The sequence below is a fragment of the Niallia sp. FSL W8-0177 genome (assembly GCF_038006285.1).
Taxonomy (GTDB): Bacteria; Bacillota; Bacilli; order Bacillales; family Cytobacillaceae; genus Niallia; species Niallia circulans_A.
Genome location: NZ_JBBOUX010000001.1, coordinates 3273427 through 3295481, shown reverse-complemented (window position 1 = coordinate 3295481; position 22055 = coordinate 3273427). Strand labels below are relative to the sequence as shown.

At 32.7% G+C, this 22055-nt stretch carries 15 protein-coding genes; 9 read left to right on the top strand and 6 right to left on the bottom strand.

Features of this window, described 5'->3' with window-relative positions:
- Positions 1-28 precede the first annotated feature (28 nt).
- Entirely contained in the window at positions 29-991 is a 963-nt protein-coding gene (galE, locus tag NST77_RS16185) for a UDP-glucose 4-epimerase GalE (RefSeq protein WP_341123203.1), read from the top strand.
- A gap of 87 nt (positions 992-1078) precedes the next feature.
- Positions 1079-1468 (top strand): SMU1112c/YaeR family gloxylase I-like metalloprotein, encoded by a 390-nt coding sequence (gene gloA2, locus NST77_RS16180; RefSeq protein WP_341123202.1) that lies wholly within the window; start codon positions 1079-1081, stop codon positions 1466-1468.
- A gap of 273 nt (positions 1469-1741) precedes the next feature.
- Here the strand turns inward: gloA2 and NST77_RS16175 are convergent, their stop codons facing one another.
- Both NST77_RS16175 and tagD read right to left on the bottom strand, forming a co-directional pair.
- Positions 1742-2920 carry a CDP-glycerol glycerophosphotransferase family protein gene (locus tag NST77_RS16175; RefSeq protein ID WP_341123201.1) on the bottom strand — a complete coding sequence of 393 codons (1179 nt, stop codon included), beginning with the start codon at positions 2918-2920 and terminating at the stop codon, positions 1742-1744.
- Complete coding sequence (tagD, locus tag NST77_RS16170) at positions 2913-3308, bottom strand: glycerol-3-phosphate cytidylyltransferase (RefSeq protein WP_095334292.1); 396 nt, start codon at positions 3306-3308, stop codon at positions 2913-2915. The genes NST77_RS16175 and tagD overlap by 8 nt, the downstream gene beginning before the upstream one ends.
- Before the next feature lie 535 nt (positions 3309-3843).
- On the opposite strand from tagD, the gene NST77_RS16165 reads away from it, so the two are divergent.
- Entirely contained in the window at positions 3844-5964 is a 2121-nt protein-coding gene (locus NST77_RS16165) for a CDP-glycerol glycerophosphotransferase family protein (protein WP_164464098.1), read from the top strand.
- Between the two features lie 77 nt (positions 5965-6041).
- Here the strand turns inward: NST77_RS16165 and tagU are convergent, their stop codons facing one another.
- Entirely contained in the window at positions 6042-6968 is a 927-nt protein-coding gene (gene tagU / locus NST77_RS16160) for a polyisoprenyl-teichoic acid--peptidoglycan teichoic acid transferase TagU (RefSeq protein ID WP_095334293.1), read from the bottom strand.
- A 564-nt stretch (positions 6969-7532) separates the two neighbouring features.
- Here tagU and galU point away from each other — a divergent pair.
- The 6 genes from galU (at position 7533) to NST77_RS16130 (ending at position 17860) form a co-directional block, all read left to right on the top strand.
- A complete protein-coding gene (galU, locus tag NST77_RS16155) occupies positions 7533-8432 on the top strand; it encodes a UTP--glucose-1-phosphate uridylyltransferase GalU (protein WP_095334294.1) in 900 nt (299 codons plus the stop codon).
- 344 nt (positions 8433-8776) lie between these two features.
- Positions 8777-12634, top strand: coding sequence for a PA14 domain-containing protein (locus NST77_RS16150; RefSeq protein WP_341123200.1), 3858 nt, complete (start codon positions 8777-8779; stop codon positions 12632-12634).
- A gap of 508 nt (positions 12635-13142) precedes the next feature.
- The gene (locus NST77_RS16145) at positions 13143-13961 is read left to right on the top strand and encodes an ABC transporter permease (protein WP_095334296.1); all 819 of its coding nucleotides are present in this window, start codon (positions 13143-13145) and stop codon (positions 13959-13961) included.
- A gap of 16 nt (positions 13962-13977) precedes the next feature.
- Entirely contained in the window at positions 13978-14787 is an 810-nt protein-coding gene (tagH, locus tag NST77_RS16140) for a teichoic acids export ABC transporter ATP-binding subunit TagH (RefSeq protein ID WP_095334310.1), read from the top strand.
- 161 nt (positions 14788-14948) lie between these two features.
- A complete protein-coding gene (locus NST77_RS16135) occupies positions 14949-16502 on the top strand; it encodes a glycosyltransferase family 2 protein (RefSeq protein ID WP_123258256.1) in 1554 nt (517 codons plus the stop codon).
- A gap of 299 nt (positions 16503-16801) precedes the next feature.
- Positions 16802-17860 (top strand): glycosyltransferase family 4 protein, encoded by a 1059-nt coding sequence (locus tag NST77_RS16130; protein WP_123258255.1) that lies wholly within the window; start codon positions 16802-16804, stop codon positions 17858-17860.
- 63 nt (positions 17861-17923) lie between these two features.
- Here the strand turns inward: NST77_RS16130 and NST77_RS16125 are convergent, their stop codons facing one another.
- From NST77_RS16125 to NST77_RS16115, 3 genes are all read right to left on the bottom strand, one after another.
- A complete protein-coding gene (locus NST77_RS16125) occupies positions 17924-18061 on the bottom strand; it encodes a hypothetical protein (protein ID WP_163186423.1) in 138 nt (45 codons plus the stop codon).
- A 154-nt stretch (positions 18062-18215) separates the two neighbouring features.
- A complete protein-coding gene (locus tag NST77_RS16120) occupies positions 18216-20585 on the bottom strand; it encodes a SpoIID/LytB domain-containing protein (protein ID WP_341123199.1) in 2370 nt (789 codons plus the stop codon).
- A 271-nt stretch (positions 20586-20856) separates the two neighbouring features.
- Positions 20857-21954, bottom strand: a complete 1098-nt coding sequence (locus NST77_RS16115; RefSeq protein ID WP_172859593.1) for an LCP family protein — start codon at positions 21952-21954, stop codon at positions 20857-20859.
- Positions 21955-22055: the final 101 nt, after the last annotated feature.

The window sequence follows — 22055 nt, the reverse complement described above, 5'->3', positions numbered from 1 at the left end:
TAAACTGTTACTTAAAGGAGAATTATCTATGATATTAGTAGTAGGTGGGGCTGGCTATATTGGCAGTCATTTGGTTAAAGAATTAGTAGAGAAAGAAGAAGTGATCGTATTAGATAATCTTGCAACAGGTCACGAGGAAGCAGTAGATTCCCGTGCTATTTTTGTAAAAGGAGATCTAGGAAATGCAGACGATTTAGAAGCGATTTTTTCTAAATATCCAATTAAAGCAGTTATGCATTTTGCAGCATATAGTCTAGTTGGAGAATCTGTTCAAGATCCATATAAATATTATGAGAATAATGTAGCCAATACATTAACGTTATTAAATGTTATGTTAAAACATAATGTGAAAAACTTTATTTTCTCTTCAACGGCGGCTACATATGGAATTCCAAAAGAAGAAATAATTGTAGAAACATCAGAAACAGCACCTATTAATCCTTATGGTAGATCAAAATTAATGGTAGAGCAAATTTTAGCTGATTTTCATGCTGCATATGGTCTTCATTATGTGGTTTTACGCTATTTCAATGCTGCTGGTGCTCATGTATCTGGTGAAATCGGGGAAAATCATGATCCAGAAACACACTTAATTCCTATTATTCTTCAGCAACTATTAGGAGAGAGAGAGTCTATTTCTGTCTTTGGCACAGATTATCCGACTGAGGATGGGACATGCATTCGTGATTACATCCATGTGACAGATTTAGCAAATGCTCACATAGCTGCATTAGACGCTCTATTAAATGGAACAAAAGAAGCAGAAACTTACAATCTAGGCAATGGAGTAGGCTATTCCGTCAAACAAGTAATTGAAATGTGTGAAAAGGTTACTGGCACAAAGGCAAATGTGATTTTAGGTGACAGAAGATCAGGCGACCCTGCAAGATTAGTTGCTTCCTCGGAGAAAATATTCAGCGAGCTAGGCTGGAAAGCAGAAAGAGGCTTAGAGACAATTATTAAAAGTGCATGGAAATGGCACAATAAATAATAGCTAGAAGGCGAAGGAATCCAAACAGTTTCTTCGCTTTTTTTCTAGCATAACGATGTTTATTTTTAACGGAAAAGGAGTTATAAAATGTTTAATATAAATAAGGTTCATCATATAGCGATTATTTGCAGCAATTACGAAGTATCAAAACATTTTTATGTGGAACTTTTAGGTTTTAAGCCTATAAATGAAGTATACAGAGAAGAAAGAGATTCTTATAAGCTAGACCTTTTAGTAAACAATATCTATCAAATCGAACTATTTTCCTTTCCTAATCCAAGAGAAAGACCAAGTTATCCTGAGGCTGCCGGCTTACGTCATATTGCTTTTGAAGTGAATAATATAGAAGAAACTGTAAAGTATTTACAATCGAATAATATTACAGTGGAAGATATTCGGATCGATCCTTTTACGAACAAAAAGTTTACTTTTTTTGCTGATCCTGATGGGTTACCAATTGAATTATATGAGGCTTAATTAGAATGTGCTTTTCCCTTATATTGAGAAAGGGTACAAACAGTTTGTAAAATAAATTGCTTATCCTGAGAACTTAGTAATCTCCAGCTACCAGCTTTTATTTTCATATTTATCATCCTTTCTACTCTTTTTCTTATAGTTTATATATACCGCGTTTGTATTTATTGAAAACACTAAATTATCAACAAATGTTGACAAGTATTTCCCGAGAAATGTCGGCTTATAAAGAAGTGGCAGATTAACATTTGTTAATCTGCCACTTCTTTATATATATTATTGTTTTGTTAACCAGCTATTTATTGTTTGAACAACATTTTTACTAGAATTACCAATTGAATACGTATTCCACTCTTGATGGAAATTTGCTATTTTTTCCATTTGGAAAGATGAATGATGAATAAATTGCACAATTTCTTCCGTTGAATAGGCAATAGGACCGGGAACTAGTTCATGATAAGGAACCCAAAAGCCTCGAGTTTTTCTATATTCATCTAAATCATATGGATAAAAAATCATGGGCTTTTGTAAAAAGGAAAATTCAAAAGGAATTGATGAATAATCGGTTATTAATATATCTGTAATAAATAACAAGTCATTTAAAATAGGATAATCAGAAAAATTATAAACAAAACCATTGTATTCACTAAAATCCATTTGATTAGTTATACTGGGATGAAGTCTCACGAGAAATATATAATCGGATTCTAATCTATCTTTTAAATAGGAAAAATCTAATCGAATTTGATTAGATGATTCTTCTTCGTTTTCGCGAAAAGTTGGAGCATATAGAATGATTTTCTTATTTTTTAGATTAGGATATTTTTTATAAAAACTGGTTTTTATTTTTTCCATATGATCTTTATCAAAGAAAATATCAGTTCTAGGTATTCCTGTATTTAATATTTGCTGGGAGGAAGCAGAGAAAGCTTCGCAAAAGATAGCTGACATTTTATCTGATCCAGAGATAATATAGTCAAATTGTTTATAAACGGCTGCAAATCTTTCCTTGGCATTTTTGGAACGATCTTTGACACTTAAGTCATTCCATCCAAATGTTTTAATGGCACCATTGGCGTGCCAAATTTGTAGTTTTTTAACATTTTCTTTGAATGATACAGAAGATAAGAAACCGTAATAATTATCCAGCACAATCACTTGAGATGTTGCTAGATGAAAAATTCCTTTCAGAAAAGATAAAGGATACTTGGGAGAAAATAATAAAACCGGATCTGTTATCATTTTGTCATTAAAAAATCGATAGGTTTTATAATCAGCTAATAAAATACATGGGATGTTTGGATTGTTCTTCTTCAGTTCATCATAGAGATGAGTTGTATTTTCAACAAAAGACACACAAAAAACTATTTTCTTCTGTAAAGGAAATAGTTTTGCTATCTCAAATAGAAAAGAAAATAGTTTTAAGTATAAGTAAATGGCTAACTCTCTAACCATTTACTTTAAATAGGTCCTTTTTAATTTTTGTTGTAGAGATTCCAACGGTTCTTGGAAGATACACAACTTCACAATAATCTTTCAAGAAGTCAAATTTTCCTTCCCAATCGTCTCCCATAACGAAAACATCAATATTATGATCCACAACGTCTCTGATTTTTTGATCCCAATCATGCTCTGGAATTACTTCATCCACATAACGGATTGCTTCTAAAATCATTTTGCGATTATCGTAACTATGATATGCTTGTTTGTTCTTAATGGCATTAAATTCATCACTAGAAAGTGCAACAGTTAAGTGATCTCCCAACTCTTTAGCTCGTTTTAAAATATTTATATGGCCCCAATGTAATAAATCAAAGGTACCATAGGTAATAACTTTCTTCATTTTTTTCCTCCTACAATTATAGACAATTTAATAAGGATAGAATTATTAAAAGGCTAATTATTTAAGATGTGTCATTTGAAACACCTATAATAATTGTTCCATGTTTGAATGATGATTGTGAAATCGAAAAACTTTTTTTTAGCTTTCCCTAATTATCTTATTTTAAAACTTTTTCCGCTTATTGACAAGTATCATCATTGCTTTGTCATAAAATGAAATATTTATGCAAAAATTGTTTAAAATAATAGTAAAGAATGTTTTCTTATCATTTATCAAATGAATGCATTTTATCCTTGTTTAGAATAGCGAAAAAAAGTGATTTTTTATTTATTCCTCTCTGCCATTATTTGAAGTTTTACAACCTTTATAAATGTTGCTCTCATGGTTGATTGAATTCCGGCACATTGTTATATATAATGTTGGTTAGGTGTTTTATAAGAGAATGGATGAATAAGAAGTTTGTCGGATAATGGATAAACTTTATAATTCAATAACTTGATTTAATGGAATTTGCATTTTGGAGAGGGGATTCTTAATGAGTGAATCTGGATTTAATCATAAACAAATACAAACGATCAGCATTATCCACAATATGCTCAGTATTCAATTTGGTTTTAAAACAAGTATCTTAGAGGATAATAAAGCATCGTTCCTCATTTTAAATAGAAAGACGGAAAATGAAAAATATCTGCCATTTCATACATTGGACGATGAAAATACGATTGGAAGTTATGAAGTTACCATTGATTTACATAAAGAAAAAGATTTTTTTGGACAATCTGGAGTATGGGATGTCTATATTGTTGTTGAGTCTGAAGAAGATGAATACAAACGATATCGTATCGTAAGTAATCGTCAAGAATTAAATTTGATCTACTATCAATATGCTGATATGGGCACTGTTTTTTATCCATATACAACTAATAAAATGAATCTTTCCCTGAAAACAACGAAAAGGTCTTTTATTTCGAAAGTAGAAGATGCCTATCTTAGTAAAGACGGTTTATTAAATATTAGCGGATATGTATTAGATACAAAGCTTATGGGCGCTAAACATGATATGAAAAAAACACTAATCATTACAAATCATTTAGATGATGAGCAGTATCGTCTTCCTTTAGAGAGTGTGACTAGAACGGATTTAACCGAATTATACGGGGATGGAATCAGAAATTATGATGATATTGGGTTTAAAGGCACCTTTTCTATAAAAGAATATTTACATACATCTGAATTAATCTATTTCCGATTCTATATAGAGCTTTCTTATATAGATAATGGTGAAGAGATAGTAAAGGTCAGTCCAAGATTAACATTCAATCCTTTTAATCCTCTGCAATCGCGAAGAGCTAAAGTGATCAGAATAGATGGAATAGATAGAAGAATTTTTATTAAAAAGACCAAGGTAAAGAGCTATCTTTCCGTCAAAGTATATGTTTACAATCGTTCGAAAGAATGGAAAAGTAGAATCAGAAGAAAATTGACTGATATTAAGAGAAGTCGAAAGATCAAAGCGTTATATAAAAAAGCATTTAAGTTGATGGGATATGCACCGGTTCGAAAAAAATCCGTTGTATTTGAAAGTTTTGCTGGAAAGCAGTTTAGCTGTAATCCAAGAGCGATTTTTGAATATATGCAGGATTTTAATCCTGAATATAAAATGTACTGGAGTGTTGATAAAAAGTACATGAAAAATTTCGAAGGAAGAAATTTAAATATAGTGCCACGCTTCTCTATTAAGTGGTTATTTATAATGGCTAGAGCCCAATATTGGGTGAGTAATAGTCGCTTACCATTATGGATTCCAAAACCAAACCATACAACCTATTTGCAAACATGGCATGGCACGCCACTGAAAAAATTGGCTGCCGATATGGATGAAGTGCATATGCCTGGTACAAATACAGTTAAATATAAGAATAACTTTTTAAAAGAAGCATCTAATTGGGACTATTTAATTTCTCCTAATGCGTATTCTACGGAAATATTTCAAAGGGCTTTCGCTTTTAATAAAACAATGATTGAATCTGGATATCCTAGAAATGACGTGTTACATGTAGATAATACGGCAGAAAACATGGAAGCTTTAAAACAAAAATTTGCTTTACCAATGGATAAGAAGATTATTCTGTATGCACCGACATGGCGAGATAATCAATTTTATGGAAGAGGAAAATATAAATTCGATTTAGAATTAGATTTAAATATGCTTCGTGATCAGCTTGGCGATGAATATATAGTTTTATTGCGCATGCATTACTTAGTAGCTGAAAACTTTGACTTAACACCATACACTGGCTTTGCTTTTGATTTTTCAAATTATGAAGATATTCGAGAACTTTATTTAGTGTCGGATATTTTGGTAACAGACTATTCTTCCGTATTTTTTGACTATGCCAATTTAAGAAGACCAATGATTTTCTTTGTATATGATATTGAAGATTATCGAGATAATTTACGTGGTTTCTATTTTGATTTTGAAAAAACAGCCCCGGGTCCACTAGTGAAAACGACAGAAGAAGTTATTCAATCTATCAAAGAGGCGGAAGTTAACCCAATAAGTGATAAATTCAATACCTTCTATGACAAGTTTTGCTATCTAGAAGAGGGAAAATCTGCTGAAAGAGTAGTAGAAGAGGTTTTTAACAAAAGGTAATCATTAAAAAGTAAAACTTTAAGGCAATAAAAAAAGACCAGTTTAGGTCTTTTTTTATTGCCTTATTCTTTTTCTCTTTATTTTACATCCAAGTGTTCTTTTAGCTCATTTTGAATTTTTGTTTTTTCTGCATCGTCTACAATTAAATACCATACTTTATCGATTGTTTGTCCAGTGCCTTTAATTGTAAGCTGCTCAATATTACCAGCTGCTGCTTTGTATTTAGATTGAATATCAATCATTTCATCGAAGGTAATATTTGTTTTGATGTTCTTACTTAACGCATCAAAGATTGAATCAAAATTTGTTAAAGAGCTTAAGCTAGCTCCTTCTTTAATAACAGCTTGGATAATCATTCGCTGTCTTAACTGTCTACCGAAGTCACCTCTTGGATCATCATAGCGCATACGGGAGAATTTTAATGCCTTTTCGCCATCCAAATTAACTGGTCCTTTTGGAAAGTGGGTTCCTTGATAAGTGAAATCTAAATCATTATCTACCGTTACTCCGCCAACAGAATCAACAATATCTTTAAAGCCTTCCATATTGATTTGCATAAAGTAATCAATTGGTATATCGAGGAAGTTTTCTACCGTATCCATCGACATTGCAACACCTCCAAAGGCATATGCATGGTTAATTTTGTCTGTAGTACCATGCCCAACTATTTCAGTGCGAGTATCGCGCGGGATACTTAGCATTTTAACTGACTTTTTATCAGGATTTACCGTAAGGACAATCATTGTATCCGATCTTCCAGAGTCACCATCACGCTCATCGACACCCAGCATTAAAACGGAAAATGGCTCCTTGCTGCCAAGGTTTAAAGTGTCCGTTCTTTTGGTCGTCTGTCTATCAATCGGCTCATGCATATTATTAACAGCTGTGGAAAGGGAATTCCATACAGTATACAGATATATTCCTATCCCAATTATAAGGAGAAGAAGCACAATACCAGTAACCTTTAACCATGTTTTCTTTTTTTTCGGTTTATTTCTACTCATTTAACAATATCCTCCATATCTTGACAAAAAATGATAGTAAACTTATTTCAAGAATAGCAGAAATCATCTCTACTGAACATCTTTTTTAGTAACAATAAGAAAAGCAACATTGCCTTTCAATCAGTAATAATTAGCAAATTTATAGTCATTTGTTTATCACAGGTCTTTTGGAATGATTATTAAATGTTATGGATAAACTTTTTGTATATAATAAAGTCATGAAAAAGAGCTTAGTACTCTATTATTATGGGAACATGCAGTAATTATTATCCGGCAAAGCTAATCTTCCATGCGTAATATTTCGTAAAGATTGTTTAAATAACGAAAAGTATATGATAAATGTTCTATAATAGATGATGATACACTAATCCCTGAATGTATAGACGATCTTTAAAGGAGAAAAGTTGCAAAAAATTAGGTTTTTGTTTATTTATGTGAAAAAATGGCGAAATAATGGGAATACCATCAAAAAGTGTAGCCATAGAGCTTTTAGTTGGATTGCAGTATACTAAAGATAGTAGCAAGAGACGCACTAAAAATTTATTTATAAGAGAGGTATTTTTTATGAGTAAAGTGAAAAAAGCGATTATCCCTGCTGCAGGATTAGGAACTAGATTTTTACCAGCAACGAAAGCAATGCCGAAAGAAATGCTGCCAATTGTGGATAAGCCAACCATTCAATATATTGTGGAGGAAGCTATAGCATCTGGGATTGAAGATATTCTTATTGTTACTGGGAAAGGTAAGAGAGCGATTGAAGATCACTTTGATAATGCCTTAGAATTAGAAGAAAATTTGATTGCAAAAGAAAAATTTGCCTTATTAGCAAAAGTGCAGGAATCTTCTAATGTGGACATTCATTATATACGGCAAAAAGAGCCAAAAGGATTAGGACATGCTGTTTGGTGTGCAAGAAACTTTATTGGCGATGAGCCATTTGCTGTATTATTAGGGGATGATATTGTTGATAATGACAAACCATGTCTAAAGCAATTGATGGATCAATATGATCAAACACTTTCTTCTGTGATAGGTGTACAGGTAGTACCTGACTCAGAAACCCATCGTTACGGGATAATTGACCCTTTACCGGATACAAAGAGAAGATATCAAGTAAAGAAATTTGTAGAAAAACCTGAGCAAGGAACTTCACCTTCTAATTTAGCGATTATCGGAAGATACATATTTACACCACAGCTATTTCATTTTCTTGAGTCACAAGAAGTTGGCACAGGAGGAGAAATACAACTGACAGATGCCATTGAGAAGTTAAACAAAATTCAGCGTGTTTTTGCATATGAATTTGAAGGAAATCGTTACGACGTGGGAGAGCAATTTGGTTTCATTCAAACAACGATTGAGTTGGGGTTAAAACGCACCGATATTAATTCACAATTAAGAAGTTATATATTAGAGCTTGCTGAAAGACTAAAAGAACAAGAAATGAATAAACTTTCTAAGTAATAACTTTTAAATAGTTTTTGGGAAATAAAATGAAAAATAGAGAAAACTGCCTTCTTAATAGGAGGCAGTTTTTTGTCATATAGTTAAATAAATTACTATGAATAAGTCTTATGGACTAGTTCTGGTGGATGGGTGAATTTTTATAAAAATAGCAATTTTGACAAGAATCGATAAAAAATAGATAATATTACCTACGAATTTTCGTCGAATCCTCTTAACATATTTACCATTTTACTAGATAATAGAATATAGAAAAAATAGATAGGAGTGAGTGGGAAATAGAAACTCGAGTATTTTGGAGAATAGCAGGTACAGCTTTGTTTTTATGTTTTCTTTTGTTGTTAATGTCACCCCAAACGAACATAAAAGCAGCAGAAAATACATGGTCCTCCAATTTTTACAATAATAAAAACTTATCAGAAACACCTGTTTCTAAATCGTATAACAATATAAGATTTAATTGGGGGAAAAACGAGCCTATAGCCGGAATAAACAAAGATAATTTTTCCGCTAGCTTTGAAAAAAATATAACTATTTCGGAATCACAAAAAGATTATTTTCTTCATACCTATGCAGATGATGGTGTGAGAATGTATTTGGATAATCAAAAGAAAATCGATCGTTGGACAAGTTCAAGTAGAAATTACTCAGCAGCACCAATGACTAATTTATCTGCGGGCAATCACACCGTAAAAACTGAATATTATGAAGGCGGAGGAAATGCTGTATTATTTGCAGATATGCTTCCTTTCGGTTCATGGATTGGTTACTTTTACAATAATGAAAAATTCAGTGGCAATCCGGAAGATGCCTTAGTATTTACACCAGATAAAAATGGCAATTTAAGCTTTGATTATCAGTATGGTAAGCCTAATGCTAAAGGAATTGGATCTAATCATTTTTCTGCTAAATTTTTTACCTATAAAAAATTGCCAGCAGGAAATTATATTTTACAAACAAAGCATGACGATGATACACGTATCTACATTGATGGGAAATTAGTTCTCGATAGTGATCGAGTTTCTCAAGATACTAGACTAATAAAGATTGAGAATAGCCAAGGAAAGGATGTCCATGAAATTCGAATTGAATATGTAGAGAAAACAGGAAAAAGTTATTTGCAATTTTCTCTAAAACCAGTTCAAGAAGCATTATCAACATCCACTTGGTTTGCGTCCTATTTTAATAATACAAACGTTTCAGGGAACGCTTTTGTTTCAACAGGAATAAAAGATATTAAATACAATTGGGGGAAAAGCGCGCCAAATGCTTCAACCAATAAGGACAATTTCTCAGCATCGTTTTATAAGCTTTTAAATAAAGGGGATTACTTTGTTTATACATTTGCAGATGATGGTGTACGAGCGAAAATTAATAATTCCATTTTGTTTGATCGCTGGACAGGCAGTTCAGGTAAAGCAAATAAGGCATTAATCACCAATCTAAATCAGAATAATAATGTGTTTCAGTTAGATTATCTTGAAAAGACAGGTAAGGCGTTTGTAAATGCAGATGTTCTTCCATTAGGACAATGGCTTGGCTACTATTATTCTAATACTAGCTTAAAAGGTGCCCCTGCAAATAAAACCATTTTAAAAGGGGATGGCAAAGGAGCATTTAGTTTTAATTATGGCAAGAATGCCCCAATGTCTGGTATACCAAAAGATAATTTTTCAGCAAGCTTTACAACTGCCTTAAGGCTTAATCAAGGTGAGTATGTAATCCGTTCTGTCGCAGATGATGGCATTCGTGTTTATGTGGATGATAAATTAGTTATCAACCGTTGGACATCTGCGAATTCAAAGGAAGACGCATATAAGATTAATATAAGCGATAGAACTAATGAAGCAGATTCATCGAAAAGAAACATTCATTGGATAAGAGTGGAATATCTTGAGAAAAAAGGAAACGCGAAATTGAATTTTGATATTAAGCCTATTAATCAAGTAGTTACAAACCAGGAATGGGTGAATATTTTTTATCCTAACACCAGTTTATCTGGCAATGGAACAGTTATAGGTGGATTAAATTCAAAGAATAAAGTTTCAAGCATCCAGTATCTTTGGAAAAAAGATGCTCCTATAGCAGGGATGCCAAAAGATAATTTCTCCGCCTCTTTTTTACGGAAAGTTTCGGGAAACAATGATTATTTTGTTTCCACTTTTGCAGATGATGGCATTCGTGTAAAACTAGATAATAAGACGGTAATCGATCGTTGGAAGAATTCTAGTGGGACATTTGATAAGGCAATTATTAAAGGAGCAGGAAAGGGAGAACATATCATTCAAACAGATTATATGGAGAAAACAGGAAATGCTTATGCGTTTGCTGATATCCAGCCTTTAGGTAATTGGGTAGCTTATTATTATAATAATAAAAATCTCTCTGGAGCTCCGGTTACATCAAATGTAATCAATAATTCTAATTCTAATACGCTTACCAAGGATTATGGGAAAAATGCGCCGATTTCAAAAATCAATAAAGATAATTTTTCAGCAAAATATGTGACTGCTAAAAGGCTGGATGCAGGCGAATATGTTATTAGAGGATTATCAGATGATGGTGTAAGAGTGTATATAGATGGAAAACTTGTCGTTGATAATTGGAAAAATGGTTCTTATCGTGAAAAAGCAACAAAGGTAAAAATAGATAATGTAAATGGCGATAATGTTCACTGGATTGAAGTGAGATACTATGACAATAAATCAACGGCTAAATTCCAAGTCTCTATCCAGCCATATAATGAACAAAACATGATTGATGGTACTTGGTATGCAGAGTATTATCCAGAGGTAATAAACAAAAATCAATCACCTTCTTACAAGGTAACAGATTCAAAGAGAAATGTTGTTATTGGCGGAAAAGATTCTTTAAATAAAATCTATAATATCGATTTTAATTGGAAGAAAGGATCTCCTGATAGTGCTATTCCTTCTAACAAGTTTTCGGCTGTTTACAAGAAAGTGCTTAATGTTACGGAGAACAGTAATTACAATTTTAAACTGAAAGCAGATAACGGAGCAGTACTTGAGGTGGATGGAAAAGTACTAATCGATGCTTGGAATGGGAATATTGGTAAAACAAAAGAAGTAATTGGTTACTATCTACCAAAAGGGAAACATACTTTTGTGATTAAATATTATGAGGGAAGCGGCGATGCGCATCTTTCTTTTGATATGGAAAAATCAAAAGTAGTGACAAAAACTTATAATGACTTGAAAACTTCATTAAACGATGCTGTGAATATTCAACTTAGCAAAAATGCGCAAACAGATAAAAAGTATAAAGCATATATGAGAGAAGATGCCTTTGAATATGTAAGTAGCAAGAATGATTATGCTTTTGTTAAGAGCGGTACGTGGAATGTTAGAGGTGGGACCAGCAAAAATAGTTGGGTTATAGGTACCTTTAAAGGAGATTATAAAGTTACCATTCTATCAAAAACAGCTAAGAAAGACAGTGACGGGAAATACTGGTATGAAGTTGACTTTTATAAATATTCGGTGCCAGTAGGGAAAGTTAAACCCGATATAACACCGAAGTATACAGTTAAATATAATACGTGGGTAAACGCTAGTCCAACTGACATTAAATACTATATGAATCCAAGTAATTTTGAGAATGACAACAAGCAGAAACTACAATTTTTATTATTATCTTCTAGTGCGAATCTAAATTCAAAAGAAGTAAATGATAAAATACTTAAAAATAGAGGGATTCTAGCTGGAAAAGGAAGTTCATTCAATAAAGCGGGAGAAAAATATGGTATTAATGAAATTTATTTGATTTCCCATGCTTTATTAGAAACTGGAAATGGAACTTCAAGTCTGGCAACTGGTATAAAAGTTTCTAGTGTCGATGGAAAAAAAGTTACACCGAAAACAGTATATAATATGTATGGTATCGGGGCAGTGGATGGCTCTGCAGTAAAGAGCGGATCTGAATATGCATACAAGATGGGCTGGGATACTCCAGAAAAAGCGATTATAGGTGGAGCAGAGTTTATAGGGAAGAATTATATTAATAATGCAACATATAAACAAGACACACTTTATAAAATGCGCTGGAACCCTAGTAAACCTGGTGTACATCAATATGCTACAGATATAGGATGGGCAAGCAAACAAGTAAGCAGTATGTATAATTTATATAATATGTTAACTTCTTATCGTATGGATTTAGAGATACCTAAATATAAATAAAAGCGAATTAACAAGGTCAGAATACAAGTGTTCCGACCGGATTTAAAGTCAAAGCCAAACAATTACATGTTGATTGTTTGGCTTTTTATGGATAAGAAGGTTGTTTCAGCGAACTCTCCTGAAGCTGAGGTTGTGAATCGTAGTTTTAACCAATACCTTTTATTGGTTAAAACTTTCAAAATATAGGGTAGTAAAGATAGTATAAATACCTTTCATTCCACTACCTCTATCGGTAGTGGAATGAAAGGTATTTATGATAAGGTTTGAAATCTATCTTTTTTCTTTATATAATGTTTGATAGATTGTATGATCTAGGTTGAAATATTTCATTTCAAAATAAGCGGAAAGGATGTATAGTAATAAAGGCATTGCAATTTATGCTAACGTATGATTAATTTAAACAAGAAATAAACATTGTATTCCTCAAAATAAATATATATAGTGTAATCCCATTAATTTTGGTGAGAATAGATAATGGGAACAGCTTAAAGAAAGGTTCTATAAGATAATGGCTTCTATTGTTAAAGTATTAAAAGAGCAAGTTAATCATTTTCATTTAATTAGAAGATTATCCCTTTATGAGTTAAAAAGTGCTAATCGCAATAACTATTTAGGGATCTTGTGGGAAATAATCAATCCGGCAATCCAAATTTCGATTTATTGGTTTGTATTCGGATTTGTACAAAAAAGGCATGATGTAAAAGGTGTTAATGGAGAAACCTATCCCTATTTTATATGGATGCTTGCAGGTATTTTGATTTGGTTCTTTATATATCCTGCCATAACGAAAAGTTCTAAATCCATTTACACGCGTTTAAGAATGGTATCAAGGATGAATTTTCCATTAAGTGTTATACCTTCTTATGTCATTATGTCATTATTGTATCCACAATTATTATTAATGGTTCTAGTAATGATTATATATCAATTTATTGGGTATCCAATTTCCATATACTATTTGCAGATTCCGTATTTTTTATTTGCTGCAGTTATGTTTTTATTTGCGCTTGCATTAATAACTTCAACTATTTCTACCATTGTAAGAGATTTTCAAATGCTTTTACAATCTTTAATGAGGGTTCTTTTGTATCTAACTCCGATTTTGTGGCCTGCTAATCATCTAGGAGACAAATTTGAGAAAGTTATGCAGATAAATCCGGTTTATTATTTAATTGAGGGTTATCGCTATGCCCTTTTAGGACAAGGCTGGTTTGTCACAGAGCATCTAGGAATTACGATCTATTTCTGGAGTTTAGTACTTGTGTTACTTTTTGTTGGAACGTATATGCACGTTAGATTTAGAAAACACTTTATTGACTTTTTATAAAATTGGAAGTGGTTTAATGGAGAAATCAGTTATTGTTAAAAATTTAACAAAACGGTATAAATTATATGAAAATAGCAGCGATAAATTAAAGGATATTTTCTTGCCTAAAAGTTATGGGGAACCTTTTTATGCTTTAAGAGATATCAACTTTGAGGCAAATCATGGCGATGTTATTGGATTTGTCGGAGTAAACGGATCAGGTAAGTCTACTCTATCGAATATTATTGCAGGGATTGTTCCACCGACAGAGGGAACAGTAGAAATCGATGGACAAGCCTCTTTAATTGCCGTAGCTGCTGGTGTAAATAATGAACTTACGGGTAGAGAAAACATTGAATTGAAATGTTTGATGCTTGGTTTTTCGAAAGAACAAATAAAAGAGCTGGAACCAGGAATTATTGAATTTGCTGAATTAGGAAAATTTATTGATCAGCCTGTGAAGTCATACTCTAGTGGGATGAAATCACGTCTAGGCTTTGCCATTTCGGTAAATACAAATCCAGATGTCTTAATAATTGATGAGGCATTATCTGTAGGAGATAAAGCTTTTGCTGAAAAGTGTTTAGCGAAAATGGATGAATTCAAAAAAAATGGAAAAACGATGTTCTTTGTCAGTCATTCGATTGGCCAGATGAAAAAATTCTGTCAAAAGGGAATATGGTTAGAACATGGTCAACTGAAAATGGAAGGGAAAATTGATGAAGTTATCCCTGCCTATGAAGAATTTTTAGCTAAGTATAAAAAGATGAATGATAAAGAAAAAAGGGAATTTAGAGAACAGGGCTTTAAAAAGCAAAGTGATCCCGAATATATTGGAAAAATATAGACCGCCAGATAAGGCGGTTTCTTATTTGTGTAAATTTGTTTTAGTTCGTAGAATATGTGGAATAATAATGGAAAATTACTTTTTCTTGGTATATGATGAATGATAGATATAATAGTAATTTATATATTGGAAAATACATATGGATTGGGGAGGTTAATGGAATGACTGAATCCTATAACCGAAATAGCTTTGAAAGAGAGAATAATATTCATTACAACACGGATGGATACTATGTATATGAAAAAAAAGCAAACATTTTAGGAATATTTAAGAAGAAAATGGACAAATTAGTTACAGTTGTTACTCCGGTATATAATGCAGAGGAAAATATAAAGAAAACGGTTGAATCTGTCATTAATCAAACAATGGATTTTAATCAAGTGGAATATATCCTTGTAGACGACGGATCGACTGATAATTCACGACCTATTCTGCTAGATTATGCTAAAAGATATCCAAATAGTATTAAAGTTGTTTTTCTGGAAAAGAACACCGGTACGCCTGGACATCCAAGGAATTTAGGAATAGAATTATCTACTTCTCCATATGTGACATTTTTAGATGCAGATGATTGGTTAGAAGAAGATGGTTTACAGACATTGTATTCTATTTTAAAAGAAACTAATGATGATTATGTGGTTGGGAAAACGATTCAGGTCGAAAGCAAATCAACAAAGATTGTTGGAGAACATGAATCATGCATGGAAAGAAGAAGTGTACTTCCTACTTCAATTCCCCATATCTTTCAACATTTAGGACCAAGAGCAAGAATGGTAAAAACATCTTTATTAAAGGAAAATAATATTAAGTATCCAGAAATGAAATTTGCTGAGGACAAGCAGTTTTTCATCGATGTTTTGGTCCATGCGCGCGCCATCTCCACTACAACCAAAACGATTTACTATTTAAATCGTTTGGATGAAAATAATGCTTCACTAACGAAACAAACTGATATCATGCATAAAATGGATACGAATATTAAAGTTATTAACTATGTTAAAGCAAAGCAATTGGATGAACAAATAGAAAAAATGATTTTAAATAGATTATATGAGTTTGACTGTATTACAAGATTTTTTAATAGACAGCATTTTTTCAAAAGCAAAAATAAGAGTGCCTATTTTAAAAAATTTGCAGAGGTAGTCGAAACAACAAAGGATTTAAAATATGATATAACAAATCAATTTTTCCATCATATCAATAAATCTGCTTATCAAATGTACCTAAATGGTGAATTTGACAAAATAGCGAAATTATTTATGTGGGATAAAAGTCAAAAAGTGAAGGAAGTTATTGTTAATGATAACTTACCATATATGATCACTCCTGTTGAAGGATATGAACATATAAGAGTATCAATGGCAGCTTTCTTTAAGGACGGAAGTTTCCAAGAAGATGGTTATACATTTAAATTCTATGTATATGGAGATTATACGGAGAATTTAAATGAATTAATTTTTCGAAATCGAAGCAATCCAGACGATCAATATTCCTTCTCTATTTCGAAAGCTGAAGAGTATCTCTATGAAACATTTTTACCTAACTCAGCATTAATACAGCTAGCAAAAGGAAGCTATGGAATCTTTATTAAATATAATGATTATCAAAAAGTAAGTATAAGCCGAATAGATCCTCATCAAAAAGTATTAGATAAAAAATCCTTTCATTTTTATACAACCGTTAACTCTAATTTAGGATTGAATGTTGGAAAATAGAAAGAAAACAGTGGCTTTTTTAAGTCACTGTTTTCTTACATGAAAAATCGTATACTAACTCTATTGAACGAACGATAATTGGTGAAAAATGTATTAATCAGTTGAAACCTTCTGGACTTTTATACGTCTTATATTATGATAGTAAACAAAGCAATTATTTTTATGTAATATAATTGTAAAAAAAGATAGTAAATTATAGAGACCAAGTATCTCATAAATGTGCTATAATAAATCTCGATATTGTAAGGAAAGACGGATGCCTACAAATGTGCGTTATTAAGGCATTAGGGAGGATCTATATGATTTATATAATGCTTGTTGTATGTTTTATCGCTTCTATCTTGCTTACTCCTGTAGTAAAAAAGCTTGCATTTAAATTAGGAGCAATGGATAAACCAGAACAACGTAAAGTTCATCAGAAAGTTATGCCTCGCATGGGTGGTTTAGCAATATATATAAGTTTTTTAATTGGAGCATTAATTATTAATCCGGATAAAGATTATCATTATCCTATTTTACTTGGTAGTGCGGTAATTATTGTAACTGGAATGCTAGATGATATTTATAATCTTTCAGCGAAAGTGAAATTTCTAGCGCAAACATTAGCAGCCGTGATTGTTGTTGTTTGGGGTGGAGTACAGGTAGAATTCATCAATCTTCCTTTTGGAGGTAAATTGGAGTTTGGGTTCTTAGATATTCCGATCACTATTCTGTGGATTGTAGGAATAACCAATGCTATGAACTTAATTGATGGATTAGATGGTCTAGCATCAGGAGTCTCTAGTATCGCATTATTTACGATTACTGGAATGGCTATGATTATGGGGAATGGGTATGTAATTGCTATTTCCTCTATCGTTTTAGCGGCCACATTAGGCTTTTTATTCTTTAATTTTTATCCTGCTAAGATTTTCCTCGGGGATACGGGTGCGTTATTTCTCGGCTATATAATAGCAGTTATGTCATTACTCGGATTTAAAAATGTAGCGTTAATTTCCTTTGTTATTCCTGTGATTATCTTAGGGGTTCCTATTTCCGATACGTTTTTTGCGATCATTCGTCGTTTAGTGAATAAGCAGCCGTTAATGGCGCCTGATAAATCGCATTTGCATCATTGTTTGTTAAATGTAGGTTTTACTCATAGACAAACAGTAATTATTATTTATGCAATGGCCTCTTTCTTTGGCTTAGTTGCTGTTATTTTTTCCCAAGCTAAGGTGTGGGGAGCCATTTTATTAATTGTTACAGTATTGTTGGTTATTGAATTAATCGTAGAGAAAATAGGATTGGTAGGGAAGAATTATAAACCTATCTTAAAATTTATCAATGATATAAGATATTCAGCAGAAAAAAAATAATGATTATAAAAGTCGGGAATGTCTCTAATAACGGAGACATTCCCGACTTTTATTATTATGCATTTACATCCATTCATTCTCTTTCTTGAGAGAAAATGAATCTATTTCTTCTCCTTCTTCATCATCAAGATGAAAGATCTCACTATCATAATGCTTTAAGTGTTCAGGAGTAACTTTATTGAAAATATTTAACTTTTTCATTTCAATCCCTCGCTTAACTACTTTAATACCAATAAAAATAGTATGTACAAATTTGCAAGCTTTTAATTCGATTTTCTATCTATTATTTAAGGGAGTGAATAAAAAAGAGCACAGAGGCTATGCTCCGTGCTCTATATAATAATTACCTTTTTGGCTATTTCACATTTTTCACATATTGTGCTGATACATAACCAGTGACTTTCCCATACTTAATTTTGTACCAAGAACCGCTTTTCGCGTATATGGTGACTTTCTTATTGTTTGGGATCGAACCAACCTTTTTGGAAGAGGTGGAAGCTTTTTGTCTAATATTAAGATTAGAAGCTTTTACAGTCCCTGTTTTTACTTTATATAAGGTGAACTTTTTCGTAACTGTACTCTTTAGTTTACTTCCATTTACAGACTCTACAGACACAGTGTAGCTGCCGTCTGCTGCTTTTCCAACACTCCAAGTAAAAGAATGGATTCCTGTCTTTAATGATTTATTAGAGGCTAGAGTTTTAACTACCTTGCCTTTACTATTCAAGATTTTTACTGTGGATGTTGCTGATTGATTGATATTAAAGCTAGTCTTTATCTTGTTACCTGCTGTATCATAGCTTGTTTTTACATCTTTTATTGTTGGTGCAACAGCTTTTTTAAGCGTGAAATTTTGTTTCTCTGTTTTTTCTTTTCCTATATTATTAACCGCTTTTATCGTTAGCGTATAAGTGCCATCTTTTACACTACGGACATCCCATTTATAGGAGGACGTACCGGCAGATAGAGACTTATTGCTAGCTAAAGTTTTCATTACTTTATTCTTGCTGTCCGAAATCGTCACCGTTACTTTAGATGGTTGATTGATAGCGAAGGATGCATTAATAGTATTGCCTTTCTGATCATATGCAGTTTTGATGGAACTAATACTAATAGTTGGCACTTCTATTTTTGCGACCTGGAAGGCAATGTTCGTTGTCACTTTATTATTCGCAATGTCCGTTGCTGTTATTTCAGCTGTGTAACTGCCATTATTCCAGCTTGAAGCATTAGTAGTATAATCGTAACTACCAGCTTGTAAGGCTCCATTGTTTAAAAGTGTAGCAACACTGTTTCCATCGTTATCTTTAATTGTTACAACAGTACTAGTTGCTTTTGTTAGGGTAAAGCCCACTTTAACCGTATTGTTTGCTTGATTAAATTCAGCTTTTCCTTCTTTTAGTTCAGGAACTGTAATTGCAGCAGTCTTACTGTATTCTGTAACTAATTGTGTTCCAGGATAATAAAACGCTAAGATTGTATTGTACTTCTGTCCAGCACTTGCGCGGTTATTTGCTCCATATTGGCTTAAACCAACACCATGTCCATATCCTCTTCCAGCGATGCTGTGTGTATCAACAGTAGAAGAGCTCTTTGTAATGAGATAGCTTTTTACATTATTTATGCCGATGATTGCTCTTACTTTCGATGCTGCCACATTTGCCTGTTTTATTTCTTGTAAAAGGAGTGCTCCTTTTGAATCTCTCTGATTTTTTACATAGAATTGAATGGAGATAGAACCTGTGCTTACTCTTTTCGTTGTAGAAGGGTTATCAAAAGATAAGGTAGGAACAGCGACAATTTTGATGTCTTTATCCTTATATCCATTATCATTTAACCATTTTTTTATATTCGTTGTAATGGTGCTGTCTTTTTCAGAAACTTTATTCCACCAAGCATCTGGGTTTGCTACATCATAATCTTGCATATTTATTTGGGCTTTCTGAACATTGAAGCTCCATGTATAGCTTGTATCAAACGAATCTTGTGCATTTACTAAATAAGCAAAATCATTGCCCCATACGTTTTTCGCCGAATCCATTACCCCGCCGTTACTTGCAGAGAAAACAGCGTCAATTAAGCGATTATTAAATTTTAGGACTTGGCCAGTTGTTGCTTCAACTGCTTGATCTGAATTAGGATGGGAATCATTTAAGCCACCATATACTTGATGGCTGATTGTATCTGTAATGGTTTTGCCGCCATAATTCCAAGAATATGTTCTTGCTGCCACTGCCTGTGCTTTTAAAGCTTCTATATTCCAGGAAGCAGGCATTTCACTCGGAACAACGCCTTTAAGATATTCTTCCATCCCAAGAGTGTTAACCGGGCGAACATAATTAGAACCATTTATCGTTTCCATCATAAAGGTAAAAGAACCTTTGTATTTTCTATTGTTAATTGTTAGATAATCATCAGGATTGGATGGAGCAAATGTTAATGAATCAGCTTCATAAAGAAAAGTACTTCCTTTATATAGCTTAAGTTTAGCTTGTTCTATTTTAAGGGTATAGGCTGTTGTATTGTTTAAGGAAATTTTTCCATCTGTCGTTTTATATGTTCCTGATGGTGCAATGCTAATTTGAGTTTTGTTTCCTAGATAATTTTTTAGCATAACATGTACTTGTGGTTCACTGCCGCTTGCTGCATAAGTGGGCTGTCCAAATGTAGGTAATAGAGAAATACATAAGATGAATGATAACAACAATGAGAATATTTTTTTCAATATCGTTGCTCCTTTTATTTAATTGATGTAGATCTGTAATTTAATTGAAACCATTGGAACGAGAGAAGAGTAAAACTTTCTTTCATCATGAAGCTAGTATGATTCTATCATACTTTTATACTATTGTTTCGTGGGTAATACTGGTATTTTAAGAGGTAAATAGTTTTGATAGAAGTCGAGTGAAGGCAAATATAGATGTAAGCAGAAGAAGTATAAATTTTTTGCAAAAAAAGACATACACCAGAAGATAAGTGTATGTCAGGTATAAAGATTAATTTAAAGTAGAAGTGTCTGTTGTAGTGCTTGTATTAGTATTAGTATTTGATTCAGTGTCTACTGTTGTATCTGTATCCGTTGTACTGTTGGAGTCAGATTGAAGACTTTTAGTGATTCCTAAATGTTGCTGAAGAATCGATTTTGTTTCTGCTAATGCTGTTTCATCCAATTGATAGATGTATTTATTATCGACACGGCCGTCAGTTCCAGCTAGCGTTAGTGTCTCCACTTGTAAACCATTATCCGCAGTTGCATATGCAATTAAAGATTGCATATCGCTAAATGATAAGTCTGTTGTCATATTGCTTCCGATCGCTTCCATCACTTTTGAGTATTTGGTAATCCCTTCGATAGAGACTGCTTTTTTCATAATGGCTTGCATAATTAATTGTTGTCTTTTCCCACGTTCAATGTCGTTATCGATTTTTCTTGTTCGTGCAAGGGCAAGTGCTTGTTCGCCGTCCAATTCTTGATAACCTTTTTCAAGATGAATGGCGCCTGCTTTATCTTTTGAGTTTTGTTCTGTAAATGTTACTGGAACATCGACATCAATTCCACCTAATGCATCTACTACATCCATAAAGGCATCGAAATTCATTTTTACATAATAATCAACAGGAATATCTAGCAATTCTTCCACTGTGTCTAAAGTTGATGAAACTCCGCCGAAATAATGGGCATGGGTAATTTTATCAGAATAGCCGCGTTCCGGAATATATACATAGGAATCACGTGGGATGCTCAGCAATTTAACGGATTTTTCTTTTTCATTTAAAGTAGCAAGCATGAGAGCATCGGAACGAGAACGGGTTGTGCCGGATTTGCTCGATCTTTTCTTACTATCATCTACTCCAATGAATAAAATCGAAACGTCATCAATGTTTGGATCTACTTTTGTATCCCTTTTAGAATCACGGTCAATTGGCTCGTAAGAATCATCAGCCACTGATTTTGCCTTTGAATATAAGGTAGCTCCATAACCAATCCCTGCTAAGATAATAACCAGCAATGGGACAAAAATAAAAAGCTTAATTTTTTTTCGTTTCTTTTTCTTTGTATCCTTTATTAAAGTCTCTCTTGTATTATTTGCCATAAGTTTCTCCTTTTTGAATTAAGAAATAGCGGAATGAAATCATACATACTATCTTACCTCTATCACTCTTTAACGTAAATTAGTAGTTTATTTCTATACCA